This is a genomic window from Halpernia sp. GG3, from assembly GCF_052976925.2.
Map to the genome: position 1 here is coordinate 391155 of NZ_JBRIIR020000006.1, position 25524 is coordinate 416678.

Genomic DNA, 25524 nt, shown 5'->3' on the forward strand with positions numbered 1-25524 from the left:
TGCGCTCGCGCCACAAAAGGATGCCGCTTCACCCGGGGCTAGAATTTTGAGCACTTTTTTTCAACAGCAATTATTCAATATTTAGAGTTATAATAGACAATTATATTCTAACTAACTACAAAATTTTTATAAAAAAAGCGGGAAAAATCCAGAGATTTTTCCCGCCTGAGCCCAAATAAAATAAACTATGAAAAAACTATTTGGGTTCAAATGTGCAGATCGGAATGATACATTCTTCTAATGAAATTCCGCCGTGCTGGTAAGTTTCTTTGTAATAATTTACAAAATGATTGTAGTTTTTAGGATAAGCCAGAAAGAAATTGTTTTTCGCAAATATATATTTGGAACTTAGATTTCCTTTGGGTAAAAACAGTTTTTCAGGATTATTTACGGCCCAAACATCGCTGTTTTCATAAGTCAAACTTCGGCCGGTTTTGTATCGGATATTGGTAGAAGTTTCACGGTCACCCACTACTTTACTTGGTTTTTTCACATAGATTGTTCCATGATCTGTCGTAAGAACGAGTTTGAAACCATTTTCTGCCGCGAGCTTTATAATTTTAATTAAAGAAGAATTTTCAAACCAGTTTAAAGTAAGAGATCGGAAAGTTTTATCGTCTCTAATCAATTGGTTTACAATATTGTTATCTGTTTTTGCATGAGATAGAATATCTATAAAATTATAGACGATTACCAATAAATCATTGTTTTTATGTTGATTAAAATCATCCAAGACTTTCTTTTCAAAATCTGAATTTAATATTTTTAGATATTTTATACTTTTGTTAGAGAGCCCTAATCTTTTCATTTGGTCTTCTAAAAAATCACGTTCAAATTCATTTTTATTGCCTTCTTCATTGTCATTAAACCATTTATCTGGAAATCTTTTTTCTATTTCTGACGGTAGAAGTCCAGCAAAAAAGGAATTTCTAGCATATTGTGTCGCTGTTGGTAAAATGCTGTAATAATAATCTTCAGATGTCTTATCATAGAATTTTGTAAAAAGTGGCTCAATCATTTTCCACTGATCATAGCGTAAATTATCGACCATTAAAAGCAGAGTTTTATATTTCTCAATCACAGGTTTTACTTTCTCCTTAAAAAGTGTATGGCTCATCAATGGTTTGTCACTGGTATTTAACCAATCTTCATAATTATTTTCTATGAATTTTGAAAATTGGATATTCGCTTCTTCTTTTTGACTCTGCAACAGATCTGCAAAATCATTATCGAAAACTTTATCAAACTTTATTTCCCAAGCAAGAATTTTCTTATAATATTCTGCCCAATCACCGTAGGTTTTTAGGTAAGATAATTCTAGACTTAGATTACGGAATTCCTGCTGGTATTCTGATATGGTGTGCTGCTCAACTAAAGTTTCGCTTTGAAGATTTTTCTTTAAAGACAATAAAACCTGATTGGGATTAATCGGTTTTAGCAGATAGTCTGAAATCTGAGAGCCAATGGCCTGTTCCATAATATTTTCTTCCTCGTTTTTTGTAACCATTACAATTTTCAAAGAAGAATCGATATTTTTTAAAAGTGGAATAGCTTCTAAACCAGAAATTCCAGGCATATTTTCATCCAGTAGGACTAACTGAAATTTTTCTTTACTTAATATTTCTAAAGCTTCATTTACGTTATTAATTGGTTTTAAGGTATATCCTTTGTTTTCCAGAAAAACAATATGTGGTTTTAAAAGGTCCACTTCATCATCAATCCATAATATTTTTCCTGACATTCTATTTAATTTTAATATTTATAATTTCAAAATTACAACCATTCTTTGGTTTGGGATAGCCAAATTGTGCTATTTTAAAGTTAAATATTAGTTAATTACCAAGGCTTTAAAAAGAAAATATTGAGTAGAAATCTATTTATTTATTATCGGTTTGGTTTTATAAGTTTTAGATTTGTGAAGTTTTAAAAATACTGTGTTGATGACGAACAAATTAAAAATAATAAACGATCCCGTTCACGGATTTATAAAAATCCCTTATGAAATTTTATTTGATATCATTGAGCATCCGATTTTCCAGCGGTTGCGTAGAATTTCTCAGACAGGTCTTTTAAATTTAATTTTCCCGGGTGCGACTCACACTAGATTTCATCATGCTTTAGGAGCGATGCATTTAATGTTTAAAGCGTTGGAGAATTTAAAATTAAAGGGAATTGAAATTTCAAAAGAGGAAGAAAAATCAGCGCTTCTAGCAATTTTATTGCATGATATTGGTCACGGTCCATTTTCACACGCTTTAGAAAATATATTAATTGAAGACTGGCGCCATGAGAAATTGTCTTTATTATTAATGGAGCAGTTGAACACAGAATTTGCTGGCGAACTGACAATGGCGATCGAAATGTTTAAAGGCAAATACCACAGAAAATTTTTCAATCAGTTAATTTCTTCTCAAATTGACGTCGATCGTCTAGATTATCTGAAACGCGACAGTTTTTTTTCTGGTGTTTCCGAAGGAAATGTCAATGCGCAACGCATTATTTCTATGATGAACGTTTCGGAAGATGAACTGGTGATTGACGCAAAAGGTATTTATTCTATTGAAAATTTTCTCACAGCCAGAATGTTTATGTACTGGCAGGTGTATTTTCATAAAACGGCATCTCTGGCGGAGCATTTTTTAGTTAAAATTTTAGAACGGGCAAAATATTTGAGTTCGGCAGGAAAGGATTTGCCAGCTTCTGATAATTTAAAATATTTTTTAAACAGAAATCCGAATTCGGAAACTGGCGTGGAAGATATCGAGCGATTTACAGAGCTGGATGATTATGATGTACTTTTAAGTATTAAAATGTGGACTAAAAGCTCAGATTTTCTTTTGTCGTATTACTGTAAATCTATTATCAACCGGAATTTTCCTAAGACAATTATTTCGTCAAAACCATTCTCGGAAGATTTAATTAATGAAAAAATTGAAAAAGTAAATCAGTATTTTGATATTAAAGAAGGAAGTGAAATGGTTGGAATAACTATCAGAATTCTTCTGCCTTACGATGCGGAAAATGAACCTATTTATTTACTTCAAAAGGAAGGAAAAAAAGTAAAGCTTGAAGAATCTGAAAATCAGATTCTCTCTTCATTTATAACACAGGTGAACACAAAATATATTCTGTATTTCCCGCGGGAAATAGGGTAAATATTTCCACTTTATAAACTATTTTCGTAAAAGAGTTTTTTATTATCTTTGCAAAATATGGAATTTACAGCAGAGCAAATTGCCGGCATTATTGGCGGTAAAATTATAGGGGATAAGGATGCCGTGATCAGCGGAGTTTCACCTATAGAAAATGGCTTGGAGGGCCATTTGTCTTTTGTTGGACAAGAAAGGTTTGCTGAACATTTGCAAAATTCACGCTGTTCTGTTTTAATTGTTTCTCAAAAATTAATTGAAGATAAAAAATACAGCCCCACGATTATTGTGGTCGAAGATGCTTATCTCTCATTTCAGGTTTTAATGAATCTCTATCAGGAAATGCAGTCTAAAAGATCTGGCATTGAAGAAGGCGCCCATATTCATGAGAGCGTAAAATTAGGCAGTGATATCTATATTGGATCCCATGCTTATATTTCAGAAAAATCTAATATTGGTAATTCTACGCAGATATATCCGCAAGTTTATATAGGTCGAAATGTAAAAATTGGCAGTAATTGCAAAATTTACAGCGGCGCCAGAATCTATGATTTTTGTGTTATTGGCGATAATTGTATCATTCATTCAAATACAGTTGTGGGTTCCGATGGTTTTGGATTCCAGCCGACAAAAAATGGTTTTGAAAAAATCCCTCAACTGGGAAACGTTATTTTGGAAAATAATGTAGAAATTGGCTCAAACTGCAGTATTGACAGAGGAACAATAGGTTCAACCATAATTGGCGAAGGAACAAAGATTGATAACTTGATCCAGATTGCACATAACGTAAAAATTGGTAAACATAATGTAATTGCGGCCCAAACGGGTATTGCAGGATCAAGTGTAATTGGTGACTGGAATATGATCGGTGGACAGGTTGGAATTGTGGGCCATATCAAAATAGGGAACGAAGTAAAAATTCAGGCACAAAGCGGCATAATTAGTAATGTGAAAGATGGCGAAATTTTATATGGATCACCTTCAATGAATGCGAGTGATTATCGTAGGAATTACGTTCATTTCAGAAACCTTTCAGCCATTGTGCAAAGACTAAATAAATTAGAAAAAAACTCAAACGACAAAAATAATGAGTGATAAGCAAAAAACAATTAATGAAGCGGTAAGTCTTTCTGGAATTGGTTTGCACACAGGAAAAGAGGTGTATGTAACTTTAAAGCCTGCGAAAGAAAACACTGGTTTTGTTTTTGTGCGTACAGATTTAGAAGGACATCCTCAAGTGGAAGCAGACGTCAATTATGTAACAACTACCGATAGAGGAACCACTTTAGAGAAATTAGGCGTTAAAATCCATACTTGTGAACATATATTAGCTGCTTTAGTTGGAATGGATGTTGACAATTGTTTTATTGAAATGAATAACGCCGAGCCACCAATAATGGACGGTTCTTCGAAGTATTTTGTAGAAGCCATAGAAAAAGTTGGTGTTGTAGAGCAGAATATTAACAGAGAGTATTTAGTAGTAAAAGAAGTCTTAAGTTATGTAGATAGTGAGTCTGGTTCAGAGATTACAATCATTCCGTCTGATACTTATGAAGTGACTACCATGGTGGATTTTGGAACCAAAGTTTTAGGTACGCAAAATGCAACTATTAAAGATATCTCTGAATTTAAAGATGAAGTTGCAAACGCTAGAACTTTTAGTTTTCTTCATGAGTTAGAAACACTTTTGGATAATGGTTTAATAAAAGGTGGAGATATCAGTAATGCAATTGTTTATGTAGATAAAGAATTGACACCAGAAACAACGGATAAATTAAAAAAAGCATTTGGGAAAGAAAGTATTTCAATTCGTCCAAATGGGATTTTAGATAATTTAACGCTTAACCATCCTAATGAAGCTGCACGCCACAAACTTTTAGATGTAATCGGTGATTTGGCCTTAGTTGGTGTTAAGATCAAAGGAAAAGTTATTGCAAATAAACCCGGTCATCATGTAAATACGCAATTTGCAAAAAAATTAAACCGTCAGTGGAAGCTTCAGAAAAAAAAGAATGTTCCTGATTTTGATTTAACTAAACCACCTGTCTTTGATATCGTTGATATTATGCGGATGCTACCGCACAGGCCTCCATTTTTATTAATAGATAAAATACTTGAAATTTCTGACAGTCATGTTGTTGGTTTGAAGAATGTTTCGATGAATGAGCCTTATTTTCAAGGTCATTTTCCTAAGGAACCGGTAATGCCGGGAGTTCTGCAGGTAGAAGCAATGGCTCAAGCTGCGGGTATTTTAGTTTTAGCAAGCGTACCGGATCCAGAAAATTACTCTACGTATTTTATTAAAATTGACAAAGTAAAATTTAAGAAAAAAGTAGTTCCAGGCGATACTATTATTTTCAAAATTGAACTTTTGGAACCTATAAGAAGAGGCATAGTTCACATGCAAGGTTATGGATATGTAGGAGATAGCGTCGTGGTAGAAGCAGAACTTATGGCTCAAGTCGCAAAAATGAAAAAAGATTAATAGCATATGATCCACCAGTTATCCGTTGTAGATAAGAGAGCAAAGATTGGGAAAAATGTGGTCATAGAAGCATTTACGAGTGTAGCCGCTGATGTCGAGATTGGTGAAGGGACCTGGATAGGTTCTAATGTAACAATTTATGAAGGGGCAAGAATCGGTAAAAATTGCAGGATATTTCCAGGGACCGTAATTTCTGCTGTTCCTCAAGATTTAAAATTTGATGGGGAAGTCACGCAGGTTATTATTGGTGATGGAAGCACGCTTCGAGAATGTGTGACGGTAAACCGTGGCACGAAAGCTTTAGGTTTTACTAAACTAGGAAAAAATTGTCTCATCATGGCAACATCTCACATTGCGCATGACTGCTTAATCGGAGATAATGTAATTATCGCAAACGGTTGTGGAATTGCAGGTCATGTGGAAATTGGCGATTATGTAATAATGGGTGGACTTTCTGCTATTCAGCAATTTGGAAAAATTGGTAAACACGCTATGATTTCTGGCGGGTCACTTATCAGAAAAGATATTCCACCTTATGTAAAAGTTGGTAGAGTTCCGATTACTTATGCGGGAATAAATTCTGTAGGTTTAAGACGCAGAGGTTATAGCAACGAAAAGATTTTTGAAATTCAAAAAATTTACCGTGCAATATTTCAGATGAAACTAAATGTTTCGCAAGCAGCAAGTTACATCGAGAAAGAAATGCTTCCAACTTTAGAACGGGATGAAATCTTAACTTTCATACAGAATTCACCCCGGGGCATTGTAAAAGGCTACGGAAGCAGTAAAGAATAAATAAATAATTTTTTAAATAAATAAATGGCAACAAGCGGCGACATTAAAAAAGGACTTTGTATTGAATTTAACAATGATATCTTTAAAGTAATTGAATTTATGCACGTAAAACCTGGCAAGGGTCCTGCATTTGTAAGAACAAAATTGAAAAGTGTAACTAACGGAAAGGTTTTAGATAATACATTTTCTGCCGGTAACAAAATTGATGAGGTAAAAGTAATTACCAGAAAATTTCAATATTTATACGATGACGAAAATGGCTTTCATTTTATGAACAATGATGATTTCTCTCAAATTTATATCGACAAAGATATGATTGAAAATGCTCAGTTTATGAAACCTGGCGAAGAAGTAACCATCATTTTAAAAGAAGCAGATGAATCTCCACTTTCCGCAGAAATACCGCCAACTGTTTATTTGGAGGTCGTAGAAGCAGATCCAGGTGTGAAGGGAAATACCGCAACTAATGCACTTAAAAGAGCAACTTTGGAAACTGGTGCGATTGTAAACGTGCCTTTATTTATAGAAGCAGGTGATAAAATTAAAGTAAATACCGAAGACGGCAGTTATTTGGAACGGGTTAAATAATTTTTTTTGGGCAGACATTTCCGCCTTCCGTTCCCGCTATTTTGCTTTTAATATTTTGTTCATTTTAGAAAATATTTTATAGCAAAATGAGCTTCACTCAAGTCGGGCTGCAATGTGCATAAAAATAAAAAATTTTCATAAATATAGGATAATTCTAAATCTAAAATTTATCTTTCAATATGACTTTTCAATACCCTCAAACCTTAAAATCAATTTCAGATTTAATTCACTCTGAATTTATCGGCGATGAAAATTTTCCAATTCATGGCACGAATGAAATTCACCGTGTAAAAGCTGGTGAAATAGTGTTTGTTAATCATCCAAAGTATTATGATAAAGCATTAAATTCTGAAGCAACTATCATTTTAATTGATAAAAAAGTAGAAGTGCCAGAAGGAAAGTCACTTCTGATTTCTGATGATCCTTTTCGTGATTTTAATTTGATAAATTCTCATTTTACCAAAATTAATCCATTTATAACCGAGCTTCACAACATTGAAGTTGGAGATGGCACGCATATTCATCCTTCCGTAATAATTGGAAATGACGTGTCTATTGGTAATAATTGTACCATTTTTCCTAATGTCGTGATTGGCGATAGAACCCAGATTGGCGATAATTGTATTATTCAGTCAAACACTGTTTTAGGCGGCGATGCTTTTTATTACAGAAAATTAAACGGTGAATATGACAGAATGATCTCTGTCGGAAATGTAATCTTAGAAGATAATGTAGAGATTGGTAATAACTGCTGCATTGACCGTGGCGTTACTGATTCTACAATTATTAAAAGGGGTTCAAAACTGGATAATTTAATCCAGATTGGTCACGATACGGTTTTAGGAAACAGAACTTTAATTGCTTCTGGTGCTTTAATCGCTGGTTGCTGTATTATTGAGGATGATGTCACCATTTGGGGACAGGTTGCGATGGCTTCCGGAAAAAGAATAGGTAAAGGTGCTATAATCCTCGGTAAAACTGGCGTCAATAAAGATCTTGAAGGTGGCAAAACCTACTTCGGACAGTTAGCTGAAGAGTTTCGGGATTATTTAAAAAAGGAAATAAAAATCAAGAATTTAAAATAATGAACTGCTAATATTTTAGTTTCAGTTAATATTAATTAAATTTGTAAAAATGAAAAAATTTATACTTTTTTTTTCGCTGATAAGTAGTTTCGTATATTCTGAAAGTGAATATATAAATAGTAAAATTACTTTTAATGATGGTCATGAGCTTAACACGAAAATTCTATTTGACACAAATCGCTATCATGAAGTTTACCTTGATGAACAAAGCATCACAGGATTAAATATAAAAACGGGTGACAAAGGTATCAGATATGAGAATAATCCTTCATCTGATATTAAGAGGGTAGAATTTATACATTTACAGAATAAACCAAGAATTTTTAAATCGAATCCTAATTTTAGAGGTTTGGTTGAGGTTAAGTTGGAAGGAAAGATCAGTTGGTGCAGAACTTATTCCAATAATACTTATGGAAGCACTACACAGATTGGTGACTATTTACAAAAAGGGGACAAAAAATTTGTCTTAAATCTGTTTTCAGATAACAAGAAAAATTTAGAAGAACTTACATCTGATAAACCAGAATTAGCCTCATCAATTGACGAAATTAATTATAATAAGTTCAAAGATGAAGATCTTTTAGAAATTTTAAAAAAGTATAACGAGTAATTTACCATAAGAAGTCTTAATAATAAAATAAAATAATTTTTAAAATGTCAATATTAGTAAACAAAGATTCCAAAGTAATTGTACAGGGATTCACAGGAAATGAAGGAACCTTCCACGCCGGTCAGATGATTGAATATGGAACTGACGTTGTTGGTGGAGTAACTCCAGGAAAAGGTGGTTCTGAGCACTTAGGAAAACCAGTTTTTAATACAGTTGCAGAAGCAGTTGAAAAAGCGCACGCCAACGTAAGTATTATTTTTGTACCGCCGCCATTTGCTGCAGATGCAATTATGGAAGCCGCAGAAGCAGGTATTAAAGTAATTGTGTGTATCACTGAAGGAATTCCGGTGGAAGACATGGTAAAAGTTAAAAATTATATTTCTAGTAGAGACTGCCGTTTAATCGGACCAAACTGCCCAGGAATTATCACTTCTGATGAAGCCAAAATCGGCATTATGCCAGGTTTCGTCTTTAAAAAAGGACGAGTAGGAATCGTTTCTAAATCTGGTACTTTGACATATGAAGCTGCAGATCAAGTAGTAAAAGCTGGTTTCGGCGTTTCCACAGCCATCGGAATTGGTGGAGATCCCATTATTGGTACAACTACGAAAGAAGCTTTAGAGATGTTTATCAATGATCCTGAAACTGACGCCGTTGTAATGATTGGTGAGATTGGTGGTAATTTAGAAGCAGAAGCAGCAAAATATTATTCTGCAAGTGGTTCTAAGAAACCAGTTGTAGGTTTTATCGCTGGTCAAACTGCTCCAAAAGGAAGAACAATGGGCCACGCAGGCGCAATTGTTGGTGGTGAGGACGACACTGCACAGGCAAAAATGGAAATTATGAGAAAGAACGGAATCCATGTGGTAGATTCACCAGCAGACATTGGCAAAACTGTTGCAAAAGTTTTAAGATAAATAATAAAAACACAAATATGAAAAAAATTATTTTAATCATGTCTGTCCTGAGCATAACTTTGCTGTCTGCTCAGATAGACTTTAACAGCACACGGTTGGGTATTGTAGCAGGACCAAACTATTCCCGTGTGCAAAATGCGCATAATCCTTCTGGTCCAAGATATAGTTTTTATGGCGGAGTTTTAGCTCTCATTCCGATTGATTACAATAATCAATTTTACATCCAGCCAGAAATATTATATCTAAGTGCTGGTGAAACTGGAAAAGATCCGCTGGCAAAAGGGAAAATAGGATATAATGCGCTTTATGCAGCAAATTACATCAGTGTTCCTATAAATTTTAAAGCCTATTTCTCTGAAGCAGAAAGTGAGTTTTTTGCTTTTGGTGGACCTAGATTTGACTTTTTGATTAGTCAGGATATTAAAAATTCAAGCAAAGCTTCTTATGAAGTTAATTCCTACGGTAAAGCTGGTTCTTTTAATTTAAATATAGGTGCTGGCGTTGGTTACAGTTATAGAAGACAACTGGAGTTGACCGTGAAGTATGATGTAGGATTATCTAATGCTTTGCCAGATTTGAAAAATTCACCGGAAGAAATCAAAACTACTGATCCCAATGTTGCTAAGAAAAAATCTCAGCAAATACTAAGTGTTGGCTTGAGTTATATTTTTAAATAGAATAATAAACTATATTCTTAAAATTAAACTTAAGTAAATTAATTTTGCTTAAGTTTTTCATTTTTAGCGTAATTTCAGACTTTATTTTTTATTTTTGAAAAATGAATATTAAAGATTTTTATTCTCTTTTTTTACGGTCAAATAAGGTTTGTATCAGCAGTAAAGACGTATCTGAAAATGATTTGTTTTTTGCATTTTCTGGTAAAACTTTTAATGGTGCTACCAAAGCTTCGGAAGCAATTGAAAAGGGCGCTTTGGCGGTGATTGTTGAAGATTCTGAATTCGAAGATTTAAAAAACAATATTCTTTTAGTTCCCTCAACTTTAATATTTTTGCAAGAATTGGCACTTTATCACCGATCCCAGTTAAAAATTCCAATTATAGGGCTTACCGGGAGCAATGGTAAAACCACGACAAAAGAATTAATTCATGCCGTGTTATCGCAGAAGTTTAATGTTCAATATACCCTTGGAAATCTAAATAATCACATCGGCGTTCCACTTAGCATCCTTTCAATAAAGGATTTTCATGAAATTGGCGTAATTGAAATGGGTGCAAATCACCAGAATGAAATCGAATTTCTTTGCACTTTATCTCAGCCAAATATTGGTTACATCACTAATTTTGGTAAAGCACATTTAGAAGGTTTTGGTGGAGTAGAAGGTGTAATAAAGGGCAAGTCTGAATTGTATGACTATTTAATCTCACACAACCAAACAATTTTAATCAACGAAAATGATTTCACTCAGGTTGAAAAAACTAAAGATTATTTTTCTAAAATAACCTTTGGAAATGCAAAAAGTCAGTTTGATTTTGAGTTGATCCGGAAAAATACTTTCGTTGGTTTTAAATATAAAGATCAAGAAATTATGTCGCAATTAACTGGCGATTATAACTTTACTAATCTCTGCGCGGCAGCTACTTTAGGTCTGGAATTTGGCGTCTCTATTGATGAAATAAAAGATGCTGTTGAAAATTATGAGCCGACAAACATGCGCAGTCAGATAATGCAGCGCGACGGGAAAACTCTGGTTCTCGATACTTATAATGCCAATCCAAGCTCAATGATAGAATCTTTGAAAAATTTCAGCCAATTTGAAGGCTCGAAAACAATTATTATTGGTGATATGCTAGAATTGGGCGCTGAAAGTGAAAAAGAACATATTGTCATTTTAAAATTAGCAGAAAGTTTAAATTTTGATAAAATTATTTGTGTAGGATCTCATTTCATGAATGTTTCACCAGAAAGAACTTATGCGTCAACACAAGATTTAATGAATGATTTAGAGAAAAATCCGATTAAAACTAAAAATATTTTACTTAAAGCCTCGCGGGGAATTGCGCTAGAAAGGATTTTAGAAGTGCTCTAACTTTTGCACATCTTTTAAAATTAATTTTATATTTTTAAACGTTTTAGGTAAAACATCTTTCTCAATTGCGTCTTTATTTTTCCAAGAGACTTCTTTAATACCTTCTTCAATTTGCGGAACTGGAGTTTCATTTCCTTTGTAAAACATCTTAAACCAATTGGTTTTCTTCAAAATTTTTTCACCAGTTCGCTCTGTATAAATGTGGTAAGTTTGGTTGATAAATTTATCTAAAATTAAGCCACTTAAACCTGTTTCCTCTTCCACTTCGCGAATGGCATTTTCCTCTACAGATTCGCCTTTTTCTAATTTACCTTTGGGTAGATCCCACTTGCCAAGTCTATGTATAAATAAAATTTTATTCTGTGAATTATAAACAATTCCTCCAGAAGCTTCTATTTCCCGGTGTAAATGTTTAAATTTTTCCCAAACTTCTTCTATTGGCTTGCCATAAATATTTACAGCTTCCAATGCAGTATTTTCTAAAAAGTCAATTGCCATTTCCAGACTGTGTGAACCGTCAAATTTTATATGCTTAACTTCTAATTCTGGCAATTGTGTTAGACTTAATTTTTTTTCATTCACAAAAACTTTATACATTTGCAAGGCTTTAGATTTAATACAAAAATATAAAAATGAATTTAGAAGGACGAAAGATATTAGTTAATAAATCCCGGGAAGATTTAGTCGCAATGTTAAAAACCCCCGAAGATTATAGACATTTGATGCCAGATTCACTTCAAAATTTTGAAGCGAGAGACGATGGATTTAAATTTGGTTTGAAAGGAATGCCCGAGATTGCCTTAAAAATTGAAAAGGTATCAGAAGATCAAGTTGTGTTAAAATCTGCAAGTTCTAGTTTGGATTTTTCTCTAACGGGAAATTTGGCAACCGCGGAAGATAATAAAACCGAGGTACAACTTTTATTTGAAGGTGAATTTAATCCATTTATTAAGATGATGGTTGAGAAACCACTTCAAAACTTTATCAATGCTTTGACAGATAATTTAGAAAAATTATAGGATTTTATTTAAATAATTTAAAGACTTCATATTTTGAAGTCTTTTTTTTATATCAAAATACCGGTGCAGTGATCATTCGAAGCACCTGTCGCGGATGATAAAACATTATTTTCATTTCGAAGTTTTAAAACGCCCATAAAGCCAAAAATTAGAGCTTCTTTAAAATCAATTATTTTATTTTCCGGAATTATAACTTCAGAATCTGTTTTAGATTTTATTTTATTTATTAGAAAGTTGTTGTAAGTTCCGCCACCTGTAATTAAAACGTTTTTAATTTGCCGTTGGTTTAAAATGTCTGATATCTTTTGGGCGGCATGTTCTGTGAATGTTGCAAGGATATTACCGATAGAATCATCTGTTAATAAAGGGAAAATCTCCTGTTGAACAAATTCATATCCTAAAGATTTAGGCTGAGAATTTTTATAAAATTCTAATTGGTTTAATTGCTTTAAAATTAAATTATTTACAATTCCACTTTTGGCAATTTCACCTTTATCGTCAAACTTCTGACCTAATTCTTTTGTGAAGAAATTTAGTACAATATTCAACGGACATATATCAAACGCCATTCTTTTACAATTTTCTTCAAAAGAAATATTAGAAAATCCACCTAAATTTAGGCATGCGTCATAATTTGAAAAAAGATTTTGATCACCGATTGGAACTAGAGGTGCTCCGTTTCCGCCCAATAAAACGTCCTGACTACGGAAATCATAGACGAGTGGAAAATTATTTTTAATTTTTATCGCGCGTCCATCGCCAATTTGATAAGTGAATTTTTTCTGGGGTTGATGGTGAACGGTGTGGCCGTGCGAAGAAATAACATCTATTACAGTAATTTTTTTTGAAGTGATAAATTCTGCAATTTTATCACCTAGATAGAAACCGTATTCAGTATTCACTTCTAACAAATCGACTGCGGAAAGTCCGATTGCATCTGCTAATTTTTTAGTCCAGCTTTCTGAATAAAGTAAAGTTTCAGCTTTTAAAATTTCGAACTGCCAGACTTTATCTAACAAAGAAAATTTAGCGTAACAGATATCTAATCCATCCATACTGGTTCCTGACATTAAACCTAAAGCAAAATAAGTTTTCATAAGCTTTATTTTTAAAGAAGATTACCGCTGTGATGCTGGAAGTTTTTTAGCATTAATATCGCCAGAGTTATTATAGAATGTATAAGCAGAAAAATCATCTTTTGCGGTCATTCCATTGGCACCAACTAATGTGGATCCATCTTTGTCAGTGACAAAAACTGTATCGTTAGTATACATTTTTTTGTTTTTTTTGTCCCAAAATATAGATTGCGTTGCAAAAATTTGTCCTTCATTAGTCACAATCCTCACATTTCCCTTGGCTTCGTAAAATTGCTTTTTCTCTATAATTTTAGCATACTTTGCTTTGATTGTTCCAGGTTTTGTCGGTTTTTTCTTGTCAAAAAATTGAATATAAATCCCTTTTCTGGCTTCAATGTAGGGCGTGTCTATTAATTCATACTTTTCTATCAATGTAGCTGTAGCACGAATTTTTATAAACCCCGAATCCCGCTGAATAATCTGAGCGCCGTTAATAATTTGAGAAGGAAAGTTTGTATTTTTTTTTCCTGCAGATTTTGCTAAATCTTCTTCACAGGAAAGCAGAGAAAAAAATATAGCGAAACTTAGGAAAGCCGCTATATTTTTAAATTTTATTTGCTTGAAAATAAATAACATATTATTAATCGTAGTAACGTTTTGTAAACCATTTATCTGCGAAATTAATTCCTATTTTAAAATTAAAAAATGTTTGATTAATTAGATTATTTTGAATGGTACCACGTTTTCCAACTTCAAAACCTAAATCTAGAGAACTTGCTGCATTTACTTTACCTCCAAATGGAACTGTAACACCGCCTGTAATAGCAAATTCATTAATATTTTTATCATTTAAATATAGATTTCCTTTTTGATAATAGGCGCCATATCGGTAAGTCACACGCTGTAGATAATTTCTAAAATTATTAAAATCGGGTAGATACCAGCCACCAACTGATGCTTTGTAAGAATCTTTATATTGAAAATCCTGACCTAAGAATAAAACAGACTGACCTTGTTTATAATCCATCTGACCACTTAAGAACCATTTTGCATCTTTTCCGTATCCTGCGCCAATAGACGCTTGCATTGGAAAAAGATTATTGTCTTTTTGTGTATTACTTTCTATTATTAATTCATCCTGAGGAACTCCTGTTGTGTTATAAAAATAAGTACTGTTTTTGTAAGATGTTGTAGTATTTCCGGTCGCACCAAAAGTATAGGTTGCGCCTGCAGTAAATTTATGATCGTCTTTAAATTTCTTCTGATAGACAGATCCAACGGTAAAGTCAAATGATTTAATTAGATTTATAGTTTGATAACCATTAATTAAAATAGCGCTTGTATTGGTAATCTCTTCCGTGTTATACAAATTTCCAAAGTAAAAATTACTTCTTAATCCTAAAGCAAACCCAGGTATAATTTGGTAAGAAAGTCCAGCTTGAACAGTGCTTACTGTACCAGCGCCCGTAAAACGATTGATTGTTGTAGCATCACCGTTTGTTGTAGTATTTACAAAACTATAATTCTTACTGCTGTAAGGCTGAAATCCCAAACCGAATTTTACATTTTTCGAAAGTGGAAATGCAATCGAAATATTAGAAAGATAGGTTGAATGCTTAGTTACCTTCGTATTATTAACATCTGTTTTAAAAAAATTGTTCTCATTCGTAGCTTCAACTTTTATGGAAGTAAGTTCCAAATTAAGATTGGCTGCGGGATTTGTAAAGTTATATGAATTGGTAAAATCTGAGATATAAGCCGTTGAAATTCCACCCATTGCGCTGATATCCACAGTGTTATCATATTTCACATCTCCAATTCCAAAAGAAGCGTAAGGTGAATTTCCGATGCTTTGTGCCTGTGTAAAATAACCTGCAGCAAGGAAAGATATAACAATAAATCTTTTCATAAATCTTTTTAAAAATAATGCGCAAATATCCTACTTTATAATGAATTGAGAAAATATACTGCCGTTAAAGTTTGTTAAGTTAATAATGTAGAAATATTTAAAATTTTTACATTAAAAGACAGCTAGTTTTAATTTGCCAGACTTGTGGCATTGATTTAAAATTACGATTCCACTTTTAATTAGATCCAATTTGCTTATTTTCATAAATATATTTAAAAATACAGTTTTTTTTTATCTTTGAAAAATGAATTGGAATGAAATTATTGGCCAGGAAAATTTAAAATCTACTTTAAAACAAAGTATTACAGAAAAGCGTGTTAGTCATGCGCAGCTGTTTCTCGGTAAATCTGGGTACGGCGTATTACCGTTGGTCTTAGCATATACCAAAGAAATTTTGACAGCTGAAAAGGAAACTTCCGGGACGAAGGTAGATAGCCTAAACCATTTAGATTTGCACTTCAGCTTTCCAGTTTTTACAGAAGATAAAAAATCTTTAAGTAAAAGACTTTTTCCGGAGTTCCGCAATATGATTTTAGAAAATCCTTATTCAGAATTCAGCGAGTGGAAAGAGATTTTAGATTCTCAAAATAAGCAATTATTTATCTCTGCTGACGAAATTGAAGAGCAGAATTCTAAATTTTCTCTTAAAAGTTTTGAAGGCGGTACTAAAATCTTGATCGTTTGGAATGCTGACCAAATGAATACTGCTGCAGCTAATAAATTTCTAAAATTTTTAGAAGAACCGCCAAAAAATACACTAATATTTTTACTTGCAGAAACGACTGATGCTATTTTACCAACTATTTTTTCCCGGTGTCAGTTAGTGACGGTTCCTCGGATATCAGATGAAGCAATAGAAGGTGCTTTGTCAGCGAAGGCCATTTCTAAAGAAACAATTGCTGAAATTATTTTTGCCGCGGAAGGTGACTGGAATTCTGCTATGAACTTAACTGTTACAGATGAATCCGTTTCCGAATTTGAGGATCTTTTTGTGACTTGGGTTCGATTTGCATTTCAGGCAAAGAAAAATCCGTTGATGCTTAAGGAATTGGTAAAATGGGGTAGAAATATTGCACTTTGGAATAAAGAAAAGCAAAAACAATTTTTAGAATATTGCGCCGAAATGTTTCGTTTGGCGCTGATGCAAAATTACGGTGTTGAACAATTAGTCTATAAAAAGATTGCTCAGAATAATTTTAAGTGGGAAAGTTTTTCAAATTTTATCCACGGGAAAAATATCGCATCTATTTTAGATGAAATTTCTGCAGCAGATTATCATCTTTCCAGAAATGCCAACTCTAAAATTGTGTGGACAGATCTGGGAATTAAATTAACCCGATTTATTCATCGTGCAGCTTGAAAAGTGACTAAAATTTAAAGCAAGAATTTTAATTTTGGGAAGATTCTCAATTACTAAAAATGATTTTTCAATCATTATTCTTCTGTTGAAAAAATAATTTTTACGACAGGAAACATGCATTGTTGTTTACAATTGTTTATTGACTGGTTTAAAAAACTTTTTCAGCTTACATGATTCCATTTCAAGAGCTGTCTTCATCTATAATAGTTATAAATAAAAAAATCAATCAATCGTTTGATTTAATATTTTTTATTTTACATTTGCACCGTTAAAAAAATCAAAGGATGATTTCTAAAGAACATAATATTTTATTTGCAGCGGAACAATTGTTTTCCGAGAAGGGTTTTGAGAAAACTTCCACTCGGGAGATTGCGAGTGCAGCAAATGTTAATGTTTCGATGATCTCTTATTATTTTGGCTCAAAAGAAAAACTTTTAGAGAGTCTTTTTGAAATGAGAATGGCAGAAAGTCAATCTTATATTAATGAAATTACTATACGGGAAGATATTGATGAGTGGCAAAAAATTTCGTTAATAATTGATCGTTATACCAGTCGTGTAAGGGAAATGAAAGTTTTTTATACGATTATGCAAACTGAGCAATTAACCAATAAAAATGAGCGCATCATTAATTTTCTGAAGAATTCTAAGCTGGGATATCTGAAGGTTTATGAGGCATTAGCCAAGAATGGTTTCAAAAATAAAGTTTTTAAGATGCAGCCAAATATTGCGCTTTTGCACGCGACATTAATAGGAACCATGTTTTATGCAATGAATGGGTTGCCCATGTATAAAGAATATTACCACCAAACTTCTGAAAATATTTCTTTTGATGATGATTATTATAAGGAATTAAATATACATATTAAACAAGTTTTAAAAAACCTTTTGGGTTATGAAGAAAATTAATAAAGGCCTTTTTGCTTTTAGCTTATTTCTGGGCATTTCGCTAGTGAATGCGCAGGAAACGAAAATGCTTACACTGAATGATGCTATTGAAATGGGTGTCAAAAATAGTAAATATCTAAAAATTGACGAGGCGAAAATTTCAGAAGCAACTGCTGATTTATTAGCAGCAAAAAACAGAAAATTACCAGATTTTAATCTCTCTGGATCTTACCTCAGATTGGGCAATGCCAATGTTAATTTTAAATTTTTAGCGCCTTCATCGGGTAATAAAACACCTTCTCCCTCTTCAGCTTTAATAGGTCAAGCCAATTTATCTTTGCCGCTATATGCAGGTGGCAGAATAAAATACGGGATTCAATCTGCTGAATATTTGGTGGAAGCCTCAAAGTTAAAAAATGAAAATAACCAGCAGGCTGTTATTTTTAACATAGCGCAGGCTTACAATAATTTATTTAAAGCAAACCAATCAATAAAGGTACTTCAGGAGAATTTATCTGCTTCGCAGAAACGTGATGAAACTTTTTTAAGACTAGAAAATAACGGTTTATTAGCCAGAAATGATCGATTGAAAGCAAATTTACAGACTTCGAATATTGAATTGCAATTATTGGAAGCACAAAATAATTATTCAATTGCCACAATTAATATGGATTTGCTTGTGGGTCTGTCTGAAAAAACAATTTTGCAAGTAGATCAAAATTATATTACAGAACAAAAAGATCTTAATTTTGTTGATTTTTATTTAACTGCAGCACAACAAAATAGAAAAGATCTACAAGCATTATCAATGCAAAGAAAAGCCGCGGAACTTGGTAGTAAATCGGCAAAAGCAGAATATCTTCCAAGCATTGCTTTAACGGGCGGATATATTGCAGCAGATGTGCCGAAAATTTTGACCGTGTACAATGCAATAAATATTGGCTTAGGTGTTAAATATGATCTGGGAAATCTTTGGAAGAAAAATTCTGATTTTATTAAATCTCAAGCAGTAGAGCAAGAATTGTCTGCTAATAATGATTTGCTTAATGACCAGATAAAACTGGAAGTGAATCAAGATTATCAAAATTTAAACTTTTCAAACCAAAAGATCAATGTTTATATGAAAGCGCAGGAACAAGCGGCGGAAAATTTTCGAATTACAAAAAACAAATACGATAACGGTTTATCAACAATTACAGATCTTTTAGATGCAGATGCAGCAAATATCTCAACGGAGGTTAATATTGTAAATGCACAGGCAGATGCAGCATTAGCTTATAGAAAATTATTACAAACGAGCGGAATTTTAATTGGAAATTAATAAATAAGAAATAAATATAATGGAAAATACGAACGAACGAGAAGAATCCATCCCACAGCCTAAAAAGAAGAAAAGTAATATTTTTCCTATTATTTTAGCAGTGTTAATTGTTATAGGTGGTTTTTTTGGATACCGGTTTTATAAGTTTAATCAATCCCATGAAGATACTGATGATGCACAGATTGCCGCAAATTTAAGCCCAGTAATTTCTAAGATTTCAGGTTATGTTGATGAAATTAGGGTAAAGGACAACCAGTTTGTAAAAAAAGGTGATACTTTAATAATTCTGGATAATAAAGACGAAAAATTGGTGGTTGAACAAGCGCAAGCGGCTCTAGGAACAGCACAAAGTAATATTGCGGGTGCAAGAGCTACTTCAGCGGCTGCAGGATCTAATATTAATACCTCAAAAGCAGCAGTAGTAACTGCAAATTCTCAAATAGAAGCTGCAAAAGTAAATGTTTGGAAAACCACAAAAGACTTAAGCAGATATGCAAATCTGGTGAAAGATCACAGTATCACACAATCTCAGTATGATGGTGTCTTAGCTGCAAAACAATCTGCTGACAGACAATTGCAGGTTTTGGTAGACCAGAGAAACCAAATTTCTCAGCAGCAAGGTGTCGTTAATTCACAAACTGCTGCCAGTTCTGAGCAAATTGGTGTCGCAACTTCAATGGCAAAGCAAAAACAGGTAGAGGTTGAAAATGCGAAACAAATGCTTTCTTATACAATAATTACGGCTACAGAAGATGGCTATGTTTCAAAGGTTAGTATTCAGCCAGGTCAGTTTGTACAAGCGGGTGCGCAATTATTTAGCTTAGTAGTTGATAATACAAAATGGATCATTGCAAATTTTAAAGAAACGCAGTTAACTAAAATGGTAGCTGGCCAGAATGTAGAAATTAAAATTGATGCGTATCCAAGTAAAACATTTCAGGGTGTGATAAGTTCATTTTCTCCTGCTACAGGTTCTACTTTTTCAATTTTGCCTCCAGATAATGCAAGTGGGAATTTTGTGAAAGTAGTACAAAGATTACCGGTAAAAATTACGTTCAAAAATTTAAACGATAAAGTGGCTGTAAAACTTCGTGCAGGGATGAATGTGAAAGTGACCGTTGATCTTTAAATAAATATTATAAGTGATTATTGATTGGTGAAATTATACAAATAGATTTTTCAATAATTAATTTAAAATTAGAATAAATGCAGGACGATTCTTTGGTTGAATATGGCGCAAGACGCTTAATAATTACAATTACCGCTATTTTATGTGCGCTCTTAGAAATTGTAGATACTACAATTGTAAATGTTGCACTGCCGGAAATGAAAGGAAATCTTGGTACAACATTGTCTGAAGTTGGCTGGGTGATCACCGCTTACGCTATCGGTAATGTAATAATTGTGCCGATGACGAGCTGGCTTTCCCAACAATTTGGACGTCGGAATTATTTCGCAGTTTCCATAATGATCTTTACTTTATTTTCATTTTTATGTGGAAATGCGACAAATATTTGGGAACTCGTAGGTTTTAGATTTCTGCAGGGAATTGGTGGGGGAGCACTTTTAGTGACTTCGCAAACAATTATTACAGAATCTTATCCGTTGGCAAAGAGAAGTATGGCGCAGGCAATTTACGGTTTGGGTGTAATTATAGGTCCGACTTTAGGTCCACCTCTTGGCGGTTATATTGTTGATAATTTTAGTTGGCCTTATATTTTTTATATCAATATTCCAATTGGTATTATTGCAACAATTATGACTATTCAGTTTGTAAAAAGTCCTAAGTTTTCGGAGAAAAGAAGTGCCTCAGACGTCGACTGGCTCGGTATTGCGCTACTCGCCATCACGGTTGGCTCGTTACAATTTATTTTAGAACGTGGTCATGAAGATGATTGGTTTGATAGTGGAACGATAATTATGTTCACTGTTTCCGCGGTTTTTGGTTTCATTTTATTCCTTTGGCGGGAGCTCACTTTTAGGTATCCAATTGTAGAATTAAGGGTTTTAAAAAATGGAAATTTACGGTTAGGAACAATTATGTCTTTTGTTCTGGGTTTCGGATTATATGGATCCACTTTTATTGTACCACTTTATACGCAAACTATTTTAGGATGGACCGCGTTGGAATCAGGTGCTTTGATGATCCCAGCAGCTTTAACAACCGCTGTAATGATGCCAATTATTGGCAAGCTTTTAACCGCTGGCGTGAAACAGCAATATTTAGTAGCGGGCGGATTATTATTATTTTTTGTCTACAGTTTTTGGGGATACAAAATTTTAACGCCGGATACAGGAAAAGATGCCTTTTTCTGGATGCTAATTGTTCGTGGGATGGGCTTGGGAATGTTGTTTATCCCAATTACATCTTTAGCTTTAAGTACTTTAAAAGGTCAGGAAATTGGACAAGGTGCGGCATTTACAGGAATGATGCGGCAATTGGGTGGATCTTTTGGGATTGCTTCTATCACCACATTTATGGCAAACAGAAACGTAAATTATGCGTCTGATTTAGCTTCGAAATTTGACGGAAGCAGTTTAATGGTTCAGCAGAGATTAATGGGAATTAAAAATATGTTTATTTCGAAAGGAATGGCGCCGGATGTTGCGCTGCAGTCAGCTTATCAGTCTATGCAATATTCTGTTACAAAGCAGGCAGCCGTACTTTCTTACATGGACGTTTTTCTATATTTAGGTTTATTATTTCTTATTTGTATTCCATTTATCTTATTCGTAAAAGAGCGAAAAAGTAAAACGAAAATTGATTTAAGCGAAGTATCTCATTAAACTGAGCGTATAAAAAATATAAAAAATCGGTACTGTAAATTAACACACCGATTTTTTTATTTAAAAGTAATTCTTAAACAGCTTTTCTTTTAGCCTCAAGACGACTTTTGAAGTACGCCTCTTTCGCTGATTGATTTTTTACCGCTTCATCAATGCTGTGTGAGGAATTTAAGTTTTCATTATCTTCAGCTTCATCCGCTAATTTCGTGTAAAATGTATGAAGTTGATTAAGTTCTTCTTCTGTTAGATCTTCGATGGAAACAATCCTGTTACTGGCATTTTTTCCAGCTGCAATCAATTCATTCAATTTAATCTGGATCGCCTTAGAATCTTTATTTTGTGCTTTTTGTATGAGGAAAACCATCAGAAAAGTGATAATAGTTGTTCCGGTATTAATTACCAATTGCCAGTTTTCAGAATATTTAAAAACTGGTCCGGAAAGCGCCCAAATGATAACTATTGCCAATGCAACTAAAAAAGCGTACGAACTTCCTGTAAAGGCGGTTGCGATATTCGCAAATTTTTCAAAGTAGTTTTTGTTTGTAGACATTTTTTTGTTTTATATAAAACAAAATTAGCAATTCAATTTAAATTATAAATAATTTTTTAAATTTTTTTTAGCATAATTTGATGTTATATGAAAACAGATTTCTTTTAAAATTACTTGAAGAATAGTATAAAATACAGATTTTGATCTAATATATTCATGGCGAAAAAAACTGTAATGTAAAGCTCAATGACTTTTGGATATTCATAATTTTTAATTTAATTGGTTGTTCTTTTTTTTGATATTTTGCAATTACTTTAAATGAAGCTAAATCACCTTCGAAATTTCCTGTTAATATTTTACCATTTAGGATATATTGAAAATCCGAGTCATCACTCTGAGCATTAATTAATTAATTAATTAATTAAATCACTAGATTTTAATTTAAAATAATTAATGAATTTATTTTTACTAAACTTCTTGGTTTCAATGTAAATCAACCGATCTTTTGCCTCGTCGCCAAGTAAATATTTTGCGTCTTTATCTTTGTAAATTGTGACTGAACTTATCAGATTTGGATCGTAGTTTTGCATTTCAGCTTTATCAACTCTCACACTATCTATAAAAATAACTGGATCATTATCAATTTTCTTCACGACACTTTCTGGTGTTTATGCAAAGTTTAATGAAATCACAAAACATAGAGCTAATGCTGGAAATATATTTTTTATATTTAAATTAATTATAGAGAATCCCCTCGTTAAATATGGATATCAGTTTCCTGCATTGCTGACAGAAGTCAAAATTATTCAGCTTCTTTCCACCTCGTTTCTTTCCATTCTTTCTGTTCAAGTTTGTTAAGAAATGACCATGCAACAATTCTGCTGGATTTATTACCAGTTCCCATTGGAATTGTTTTTACCTGCGTATTTTCAACTTGTGATAAAGCTCTGTAAATACCTTTTAAATTAGATTCTTTTGAAACTAAAGTGGAAAACCAGTAGCAGTTTTTTCCGAAAGTTTTACTTTCAGCGATCATATTGTGTATAAAAGTGTGTTCGCCGCCTTCATAAATTAATTCATTACTAATGCCCGCAAAATTGAGTTCTGCAGTTTCCACTTTTTTGCCGGAAAGATTCTGGACTTTCCTGCGGCTATTTTTTTGAGCTTCTTTTTCTGATGAGTGAAATGGTGGATTACAAAGCGTAAAATCAATTTTTTCTTCTTTATTTATAATATTTTCAAAAAAAGCTTTGGGATTTTCCTGTAATCTTATTTCAATTTTACCTTTAAGCCCTTCATTAGAATCAACAATTTTTTTCGAAGATTCTACAGATTCGGGATTGATATCCGAACCAATAAAATTCCAGCCGTATTCTGCAACACCAATGATGGGGTAAATACAACTCGCACCAACACCAATATCAAGAGCCATAATTTTGTCAGCCTTTGGAATTATTCCAAAATTGCTTTGCCCTAATAAATCTGCCATGTAGTGTAAATAATCTGCTCTTCCAGGAATTGGTGGAACAAGATTTTCATCAGGAAAATCCCAGTTTTTTATACCATAATAATGATTAAGTAAAGCTTTATTAAGAAGTTTTACAGCTACAGGGTCTGCAAAATTTACTGAATCTTCGCCCGTTCTATTTGGTTTTAAATGATTTGCTAAGTCTGGAACTGTTTCTATCAGAGCTTTCAAATCATAGCGATCTCTGTTTTTATTTCTTGGATGAAGTCTGATTTTTTCCTGACTATTTTTTTCTGAGGACATATTTTCTATTGATTTCTATTAAAGTCGTGAATATACGTGATTTTTAAAAAAAAATTAAAATTTCGTAACACAAATTACCGTTTCTTGTTTTAAAATTCAATCTCTGTTTTCTTCGAAACTTAATGATTTCGAATAAAATTCACCTTTAATAGTTATCTTTGCATTAGTTTTTAAACGAAAATATTCTGACCATTTATGTCCCAAGATTTTTACAATCCTTTTATTGATTTAATTTTTGACGAAAAATTCTGCTTTCTTTCCGGAGATCTAACTAATGAAACAATGACCGTTTTCCCGCAATGGTTGATGGATCATTTTAAATTTGGTGATGATAAAATTGAGATGATGGATAAATCAAAATCTTACAGTTACAAAGATCTAATTTTGCCTTGCTCTCCAAAAGTTAAAAAAGCATTTGATGACTTAGATATTAAAATTCAGGACGCCTATAAAAATGGTTTTGAAGGAATGAATATTCTGGATGAAAAACTAATTTTTCAATGGTCCGGAAGAATTGTCTACGGATTTTTATATTACGAAATGACTTTTGAAAGCAACAGATTACGCAAACAGGGTTCGGAATTTAATCTTTCAGCTTTTTTGCGTGAGCGTTTCGGGAATTTTCATTTGATGCTTCAATCGGTATTTAGACCAGTAAAATTTGTCGGAAAAAAACCTTGGACAATTGTGGTTTTTCCCTTAAAATTTTCCGCAGATATTTTTAGTTTCCGGGATGATGCCATAAATTTAATGTTCTCTTTTGGTGTAAATGGTTTTGGTTTTATCTCATGTTTGCAGGATGACGGACATCTTGGCGAGATGCAAAAAGACATTTTAGAAAAGATAAAAGGCCACATTTTGCATCCGATCCAATATCAGGAATTGTTTGCCAGATTTCATTATTCTGAATATATAATGCAGTATAAACCAAACTATATCTTTGAAAATAATGGTGAAGATTTAACAATAGAAGTAGATCCTACTAATGTGGCGCAATTTGGTTTTTGGGATGAAGATATGTTTGCGCATCTTTTGTCTAATTATTGGCAAGTTTACGGCATTGAAAAAAAGGAAATTCTGAAATTTCAAAAACCGATTCTAAGTTATTTAGAAAATTCCTATTCTAAAGATTTCATTTTGCCACAAAGTATTGAATTGCCTTTTTAAGATAGGTTTTTTGAAAATCCAGGAATTTTGGATTAAGATAGTTTTCTAAATTACACTGAGA

General features: G+C 32.9%; 25 protein-coding genes. 17 read left to right on the plus strand and 8 right to left on the minus strand.

The features are described from left to right. Positions 1-196 precede the first annotated feature (196 nt). Positions 197-1741 carry a T9SS response regulator signal transducer PorX gene (porX, locus tag ACVBED_RS02850; protein WP_447121064.1) on the minus strand — a complete coding sequence of 515 codons (1545 nt, stop codon included), beginning with the start codon at positions 1739-1741 and terminating at the stop codon, positions 197-199. Positions 1742-1940: 199 nt separating this feature from the next. On the opposite strand from porX, the gene ACVBED_RS02855 reads away from it, so the two are divergent. The 10 genes from ACVBED_RS02855 to ACVBED_RS02900 all read left to right on the plus strand — a co-directional run bounded on the left by ACVBED_RS02855 (position 1941) and on the right by ACVBED_RS02900 (position 11676). Further along, positions 1941-3155: an HD domain-containing protein gene (locus ACVBED_RS02855; RefSeq protein WP_447121065.1), complete on the plus strand. Its 1215-nt coding sequence runs from the start codon at positions 1941-1943 to the stop codon at positions 3153-3155. Between the two features lie 57 nt (positions 3156-3212). Next, complete coding sequence (lpxD, locus tag ACVBED_RS02860; RefSeq protein WP_473094448.1) at positions 3213-4244, plus strand: UDP-3-O-(3-hydroxymyristoyl)glucosamine N-acyltransferase; 1032 nt, start codon at positions 3213-3215, stop codon at positions 4242-4244. Further along, on the plus strand, positions 4237-5634 hold the full coding sequence (locus ACVBED_RS02865; RefSeq protein WP_473094449.1) for a bifunctional UDP-3-O-[3-hydroxymyristoyl] N-acetylglucosamine deacetylase/3-hydroxyacyl-ACP dehydratase: 1398 nt from the start codon (positions 4237-4239) through the stop codon (positions 5632-5634). Before lpxD ends, ACVBED_RS02865 begins: the two co-directional genes overlap by 8 nt. Before the next feature lie 6 nt (positions 5635-5640). After that, complete coding sequence (gene lpxA, locus ACVBED_RS02870; protein ID WP_447121066.1) at positions 5641-6429, plus strand: acyl-ACP--UDP-N-acetylglucosamine O-acyltransferase; 789 nt, start codon at positions 5641-5643, stop codon at positions 6427-6429. Between the two features lie 24 nt (positions 6430-6453). After that, a complete protein-coding gene (gene efp, locus ACVBED_RS02875; protein ID WP_447121067.1) occupies positions 6454-7017 on the plus strand; it encodes an elongation factor P in 564 nt (187 codons plus the stop codon). Positions 7018-7196: 179 nt separating this feature from the next. Beyond that, positions 7197-8102, plus strand: coding sequence for an LpxD N-terminal domain-containing protein (locus tag ACVBED_RS02880; protein ID WP_447121068.1), 906 nt, complete (start codon positions 7197-7199; stop codon positions 8100-8102). A 49-nt stretch (positions 8103-8151) separates the two neighbouring features. Then, positions 8152-8712, plus strand: a complete 561-nt coding sequence (locus tag ACVBED_RS02885) for a hypothetical protein (protein ID WP_447121069.1) — start codon at positions 8152-8154, stop codon at positions 8710-8712. Positions 8713-8756: 44 nt separating this feature from the next. Then, positions 8757-9629, plus strand: coding sequence for a succinate--CoA ligase subunit alpha (gene sucD / locus ACVBED_RS02890; RefSeq protein WP_447121070.1), 873 nt, complete (start codon positions 8757-8759; stop codon positions 9627-9629). Between the two features lie 17 nt (positions 9630-9646). Continuing rightward, the gene (locus ACVBED_RS02895; RefSeq protein ID WP_447121071.1) at positions 9647-10306 is read left to right on the plus strand and encodes a porin family protein; all 660 of its coding nucleotides are present in this window, start codon (positions 9647-9649) and stop codon (positions 10304-10306) included. A 101-nt stretch (positions 10307-10407) separates the two neighbouring features. Continuing rightward, complete coding sequence (locus ACVBED_RS02900) at positions 10408-11676, plus strand: UDP-N-acetylmuramoyl-tripeptide--D-alanyl-D-alanine ligase (protein WP_473094450.1); 1269 nt, start codon at positions 10408-10410, stop codon at positions 11674-11676. Here ACVBED_RS02900 and ACVBED_RS02905 read toward each other — a convergent pair. Continuing rightward, positions 11662-12273, minus strand: a complete 612-nt coding sequence (locus tag ACVBED_RS02905; RefSeq protein ID WP_447121072.1) for an NUDIX hydrolase — start codon at positions 12271-12273, stop codon at positions 11662-11664. The two genes, ACVBED_RS02900 and ACVBED_RS02905, sit on opposite strands and share 15 nt — an antisense overlap. A 35-nt stretch (positions 12274-12308) precedes the next feature. Between ACVBED_RS02905 and ACVBED_RS02910 the strand changes: the two genes are divergently transcribed. Next, the gene (locus ACVBED_RS02910) at positions 12309-12695 is read left to right on the plus strand and encodes an SRPBCC family protein (RefSeq protein WP_447121073.1); all 387 of its coding nucleotides are present in this window, start codon (positions 12309-12311) and stop codon (positions 12693-12695) included. A 47-nt stretch (positions 12696-12742) separates the two neighbouring features. On the opposite strand, the gene ACVBED_RS02915 is transcribed toward ACVBED_RS02910, so the two are convergent. Genes ACVBED_RS02915 through ACVBED_RS02925 form a run of 3 tightly spaced genes read right to left on the minus strand, consistent with a single transcriptional unit; the run spans position 12743 to position 15680 of the window. Further along, the gene (locus ACVBED_RS02915) at positions 12743-13792 is read right to left on the minus strand and encodes an anhydro-N-acetylmuramic acid kinase (RefSeq protein WP_473094451.1); all 1050 of its coding nucleotides are present in this window, start codon (positions 13790-13792) and stop codon (positions 12743-12745) included. 21 nt (positions 13793-13813) lie between these two features. Next, the gene (lptC, locus tag ACVBED_RS02920) at positions 13814-14407 is read right to left on the minus strand and encodes an LPS export ABC transporter periplasmic protein LptC (protein WP_473094452.1); all 594 of its coding nucleotides are present in this window, start codon (positions 14405-14407) and stop codon (positions 13814-13816) included. Positions 14408-14411: 4 nt separating this feature from the next. Further along, positions 14412-15680 (minus strand): hypothetical protein, encoded by a 1269-nt coding sequence (locus ACVBED_RS02925; RefSeq protein WP_447121074.1) that lies wholly within the window; start codon positions 15678-15680, stop codon positions 14412-14414. Between the two features lie 244 nt (positions 15681-15924). On the opposite strand from ACVBED_RS02925, the gene ACVBED_RS02930 reads away from it, so the two are divergent. The 5 genes from ACVBED_RS02930 to ACVBED_RS02950 all read left to right on the plus strand — a co-directional run bounded on the left by ACVBED_RS02930 (position 15925) and on the right by ACVBED_RS02950 (position 22035). Next, positions 15925-17040 (plus strand): DNA polymerase III subunit, encoded by a 1116-nt coding sequence (locus ACVBED_RS02930; protein ID WP_473094453.1) that lies wholly within the window; start codon positions 15925-15927, stop codon positions 17038-17040. Positions 17041-17324: 284 nt separating this feature from the next. Further along, positions 17325-17948 carry a TetR/AcrR family transcriptional regulator gene (locus ACVBED_RS02935; protein ID WP_447121077.1) on the plus strand — a complete coding sequence of 208 codons (624 nt, stop codon included), beginning with the start codon at positions 17325-17327 and terminating at the stop codon, positions 17946-17948. Continuing rightward, positions 17935-19248, plus strand: coding sequence for a TolC family protein (locus ACVBED_RS02940; RefSeq protein WP_447121078.1), 1314 nt, complete (start codon positions 17935-17937; stop codon positions 19246-19248). Before ACVBED_RS02935 ends, ACVBED_RS02940 begins: the two co-directional genes overlap by 14 nt. 19 nt (positions 19249-19267) lie before the next feature. Further along, positions 19268-20377 carry an HlyD family secretion protein gene (locus ACVBED_RS02945; protein WP_447121079.1) on the plus strand — a complete coding sequence of 370 codons (1110 nt, stop codon included), beginning with the start codon at positions 19268-19270 and terminating at the stop codon, positions 20375-20377. A 77-nt stretch (positions 20378-20454) separates the two neighbouring features. Further along, on the plus strand, positions 20455-22035 hold the full coding sequence (locus ACVBED_RS02950; RefSeq protein ID WP_447121080.1) for a DHA2 family efflux MFS transporter permease subunit: 1581 nt from the start codon (positions 20455-20457) through the stop codon (positions 22033-22035). Between the two features lie 73 nt (positions 22036-22108). Here ACVBED_RS02950 and ACVBED_RS02955 read toward each other — a convergent pair whose 3' ends face one another. From ACVBED_RS02955 to rlmF, 3 genes are all read right to left on the minus strand, one after another. Then, the gene (locus ACVBED_RS02955) at positions 22109-22585 is read right to left on the minus strand and encodes a low affinity iron permease family protein (RefSeq protein WP_473094454.1); all 477 of its coding nucleotides are present in this window, start codon (positions 22583-22585) and stop codon (positions 22109-22111) included. A gap of 353 nt (positions 22586-22938) precedes the next feature. Beyond that, positions 22939-23178 (minus strand): hypothetical protein, encoded by a 240-nt coding sequence (locus tag ACVBED_RS02960; RefSeq protein ID WP_447121083.1) that lies wholly within the window; start codon positions 23176-23178, stop codon positions 22939-22941. A gap of 149 nt (positions 23179-23327) precedes the next feature. Next, positions 23328-24296, minus strand: coding sequence for a 23S rRNA (adenine(1618)-N(6))-methyltransferase RlmF (rlmF, locus tag ACVBED_RS02965; RefSeq protein ID WP_473094455.1), 969 nt, complete (start codon positions 24294-24296; stop codon positions 23328-23330). A 195-nt stretch (positions 24297-24491) separates the two neighbouring features. Between rlmF and ACVBED_RS02970 the strand changes: the two genes are divergently transcribed. Further along, complete coding sequence (locus ACVBED_RS02970; RefSeq protein WP_447121086.1) at positions 24492-25463, plus strand: hypothetical protein; 972 nt, start codon at positions 24492-24494, stop codon at positions 25461-25463. The last annotated feature ends 61 nt before the right edge of the window (positions 25464-25524 follow it).

What these genes read in the sequence shown, in the direction of transcription:
- porX (WP_447121064.1), bottom strand. Translation starts at nt 1,741, where the DNA reads ATGTCAGGAAAAATATTATGGATTGATGATGAAGTGGACCTTTTAAAA.
- ACVBED_RS02855 (WP_447121065.1), top strand. Translation starts at nt 1,941, where the DNA reads ATGACGAACAAATTAAAAATAATAAACGATCCCGTTCACGGATTTATA.
- lpxD (WP_473094448.1), top strand. Translation starts at nt 3,213, where the DNA reads ATGGAATTTACAGCAGAGCAAATTGCCGGCATTATTGGCGGTAAAATT.
- ACVBED_RS02865 (WP_473094449.1), top strand. Translation starts at nt 4,237, where the DNA reads ATGAGTGATAAGCAAAAAACAATTAATGAAGCGGTAAGTCTTTCTGGA.
- lpxA (WP_447121066.1), top strand. Translation starts at nt 5,641, where the DNA reads ATGATCCACCAGTTATCCGTTGTAGATAAGAGAGCAAAGATTGGGAAA.
- efp (WP_447121067.1), top strand. Translation starts at nt 6,454, where the DNA reads ATGGCAACAAGCGGCGACATTAAAAAAGGACTTTGTATTGAATTTAAC.
- ACVBED_RS02880 (WP_447121068.1), top strand. Translation starts at nt 7,197, where the DNA reads ATGACTTTTCAATACCCTCAAACCTTAAAATCAATTTCAGATTTAATT.
- ACVBED_RS02885 (WP_447121069.1), top strand. Translation starts at nt 8,152, where the DNA reads ATGAAAAAATTTATACTTTTTTTTTCGCTGATAAGTAGTTTCGTATAT.
- sucD (WP_447121070.1), top strand. Translation starts at nt 8,757, where the DNA reads ATGTCAATATTAGTAAACAAAGATTCCAAAGTAATTGTACAGGGATTC.
- ACVBED_RS02895 (WP_447121071.1), top strand. Translation starts at nt 9,647, where the DNA reads ATGAAAAAAATTATTTTAATCATGTCTGTCCTGAGCATAACTTTGCTG.
- ACVBED_RS02900 (WP_473094450.1), top strand. Translation starts at nt 10,408, where the DNA reads ATGAATATTAAAGATTTTTATTCTCTTTTTTTACGGTCAAATAAGGTT.
- ACVBED_RS02905 (WP_447121072.1), bottom strand. Translation starts at nt 12,273, where the DNA reads ATGTATAAAGTTTTTGTGAATGAAAAAAAATTAAGTCTAACACAATTG.
- ACVBED_RS02910 (WP_447121073.1), top strand. Translation starts at nt 12,309, where the DNA reads ATGAATTTAGAAGGACGAAAGATATTAGTTAATAAATCCCGGGAAGAT.
- ACVBED_RS02915 (WP_473094451.1), bottom strand. Translation starts at nt 13,792, where the DNA reads ATGAAAACTTATTTTGCTTTAGGTTTAATGTCAGGAACCAGTATGGAT.
- lptC (WP_473094452.1), bottom strand. Translation starts at nt 14,407, where the DNA reads ATGTTATTTATTTTCAAGCAAATAAAATTTAAAAATATAGCGGCTTTC.
- ACVBED_RS02925 (WP_447121074.1), bottom strand. Translation starts at nt 15,680, where the DNA reads ATGAAAAGATTTATTGTTATATCTTTCCTTGCTGCAGGTTATTTTACA.
- ACVBED_RS02930 (WP_473094453.1), top strand. Translation starts at nt 15,925, where the DNA reads ATGAATTGGAATGAAATTATTGGCCAGGAAAATTTAAAATCTACTTTA.
- ACVBED_RS02935 (WP_447121077.1), top strand. Translation starts at nt 17,325, where the DNA reads ATGATTTCTAAAGAACATAATATTTTATTTGCAGCGGAACAATTGTTT.
- ACVBED_RS02940 (WP_447121078.1), top strand. Translation starts at nt 17,935, where the DNA reads ATGAAGAAAATTAATAAAGGCCTTTTTGCTTTTAGCTTATTTCTGGGC.
- ACVBED_RS02945 (WP_447121079.1), top strand. Translation starts at nt 19,268, where the DNA reads ATGGAAAATACGAACGAACGAGAAGAATCCATCCCACAGCCTAAAAAG.
- ACVBED_RS02950 (WP_447121080.1), top strand. Translation starts at nt 20,455, where the DNA reads ATGCAGGACGATTCTTTGGTTGAATATGGCGCAAGACGCTTAATAATT.
- ACVBED_RS02955 (WP_473094454.1), bottom strand. Translation starts at nt 22,585, where the DNA reads ATGTCTACAAACAAAAACTACTTTGAAAAATTTGCGAATATCGCAACC.
- rlmF (WP_473094455.1), bottom strand. Translation starts at nt 24,296, where the DNA reads ATGTCCTCAGAAAAAAATAGTCAGGAAAAAATCAGACTTCATCCAAGA.
- ACVBED_RS02970 (WP_447121086.1), top strand. Translation starts at nt 24,492, where the DNA reads ATGTCCCAAGATTTTTACAATCCTTTTATTGATTTAATTTTTGACGAA.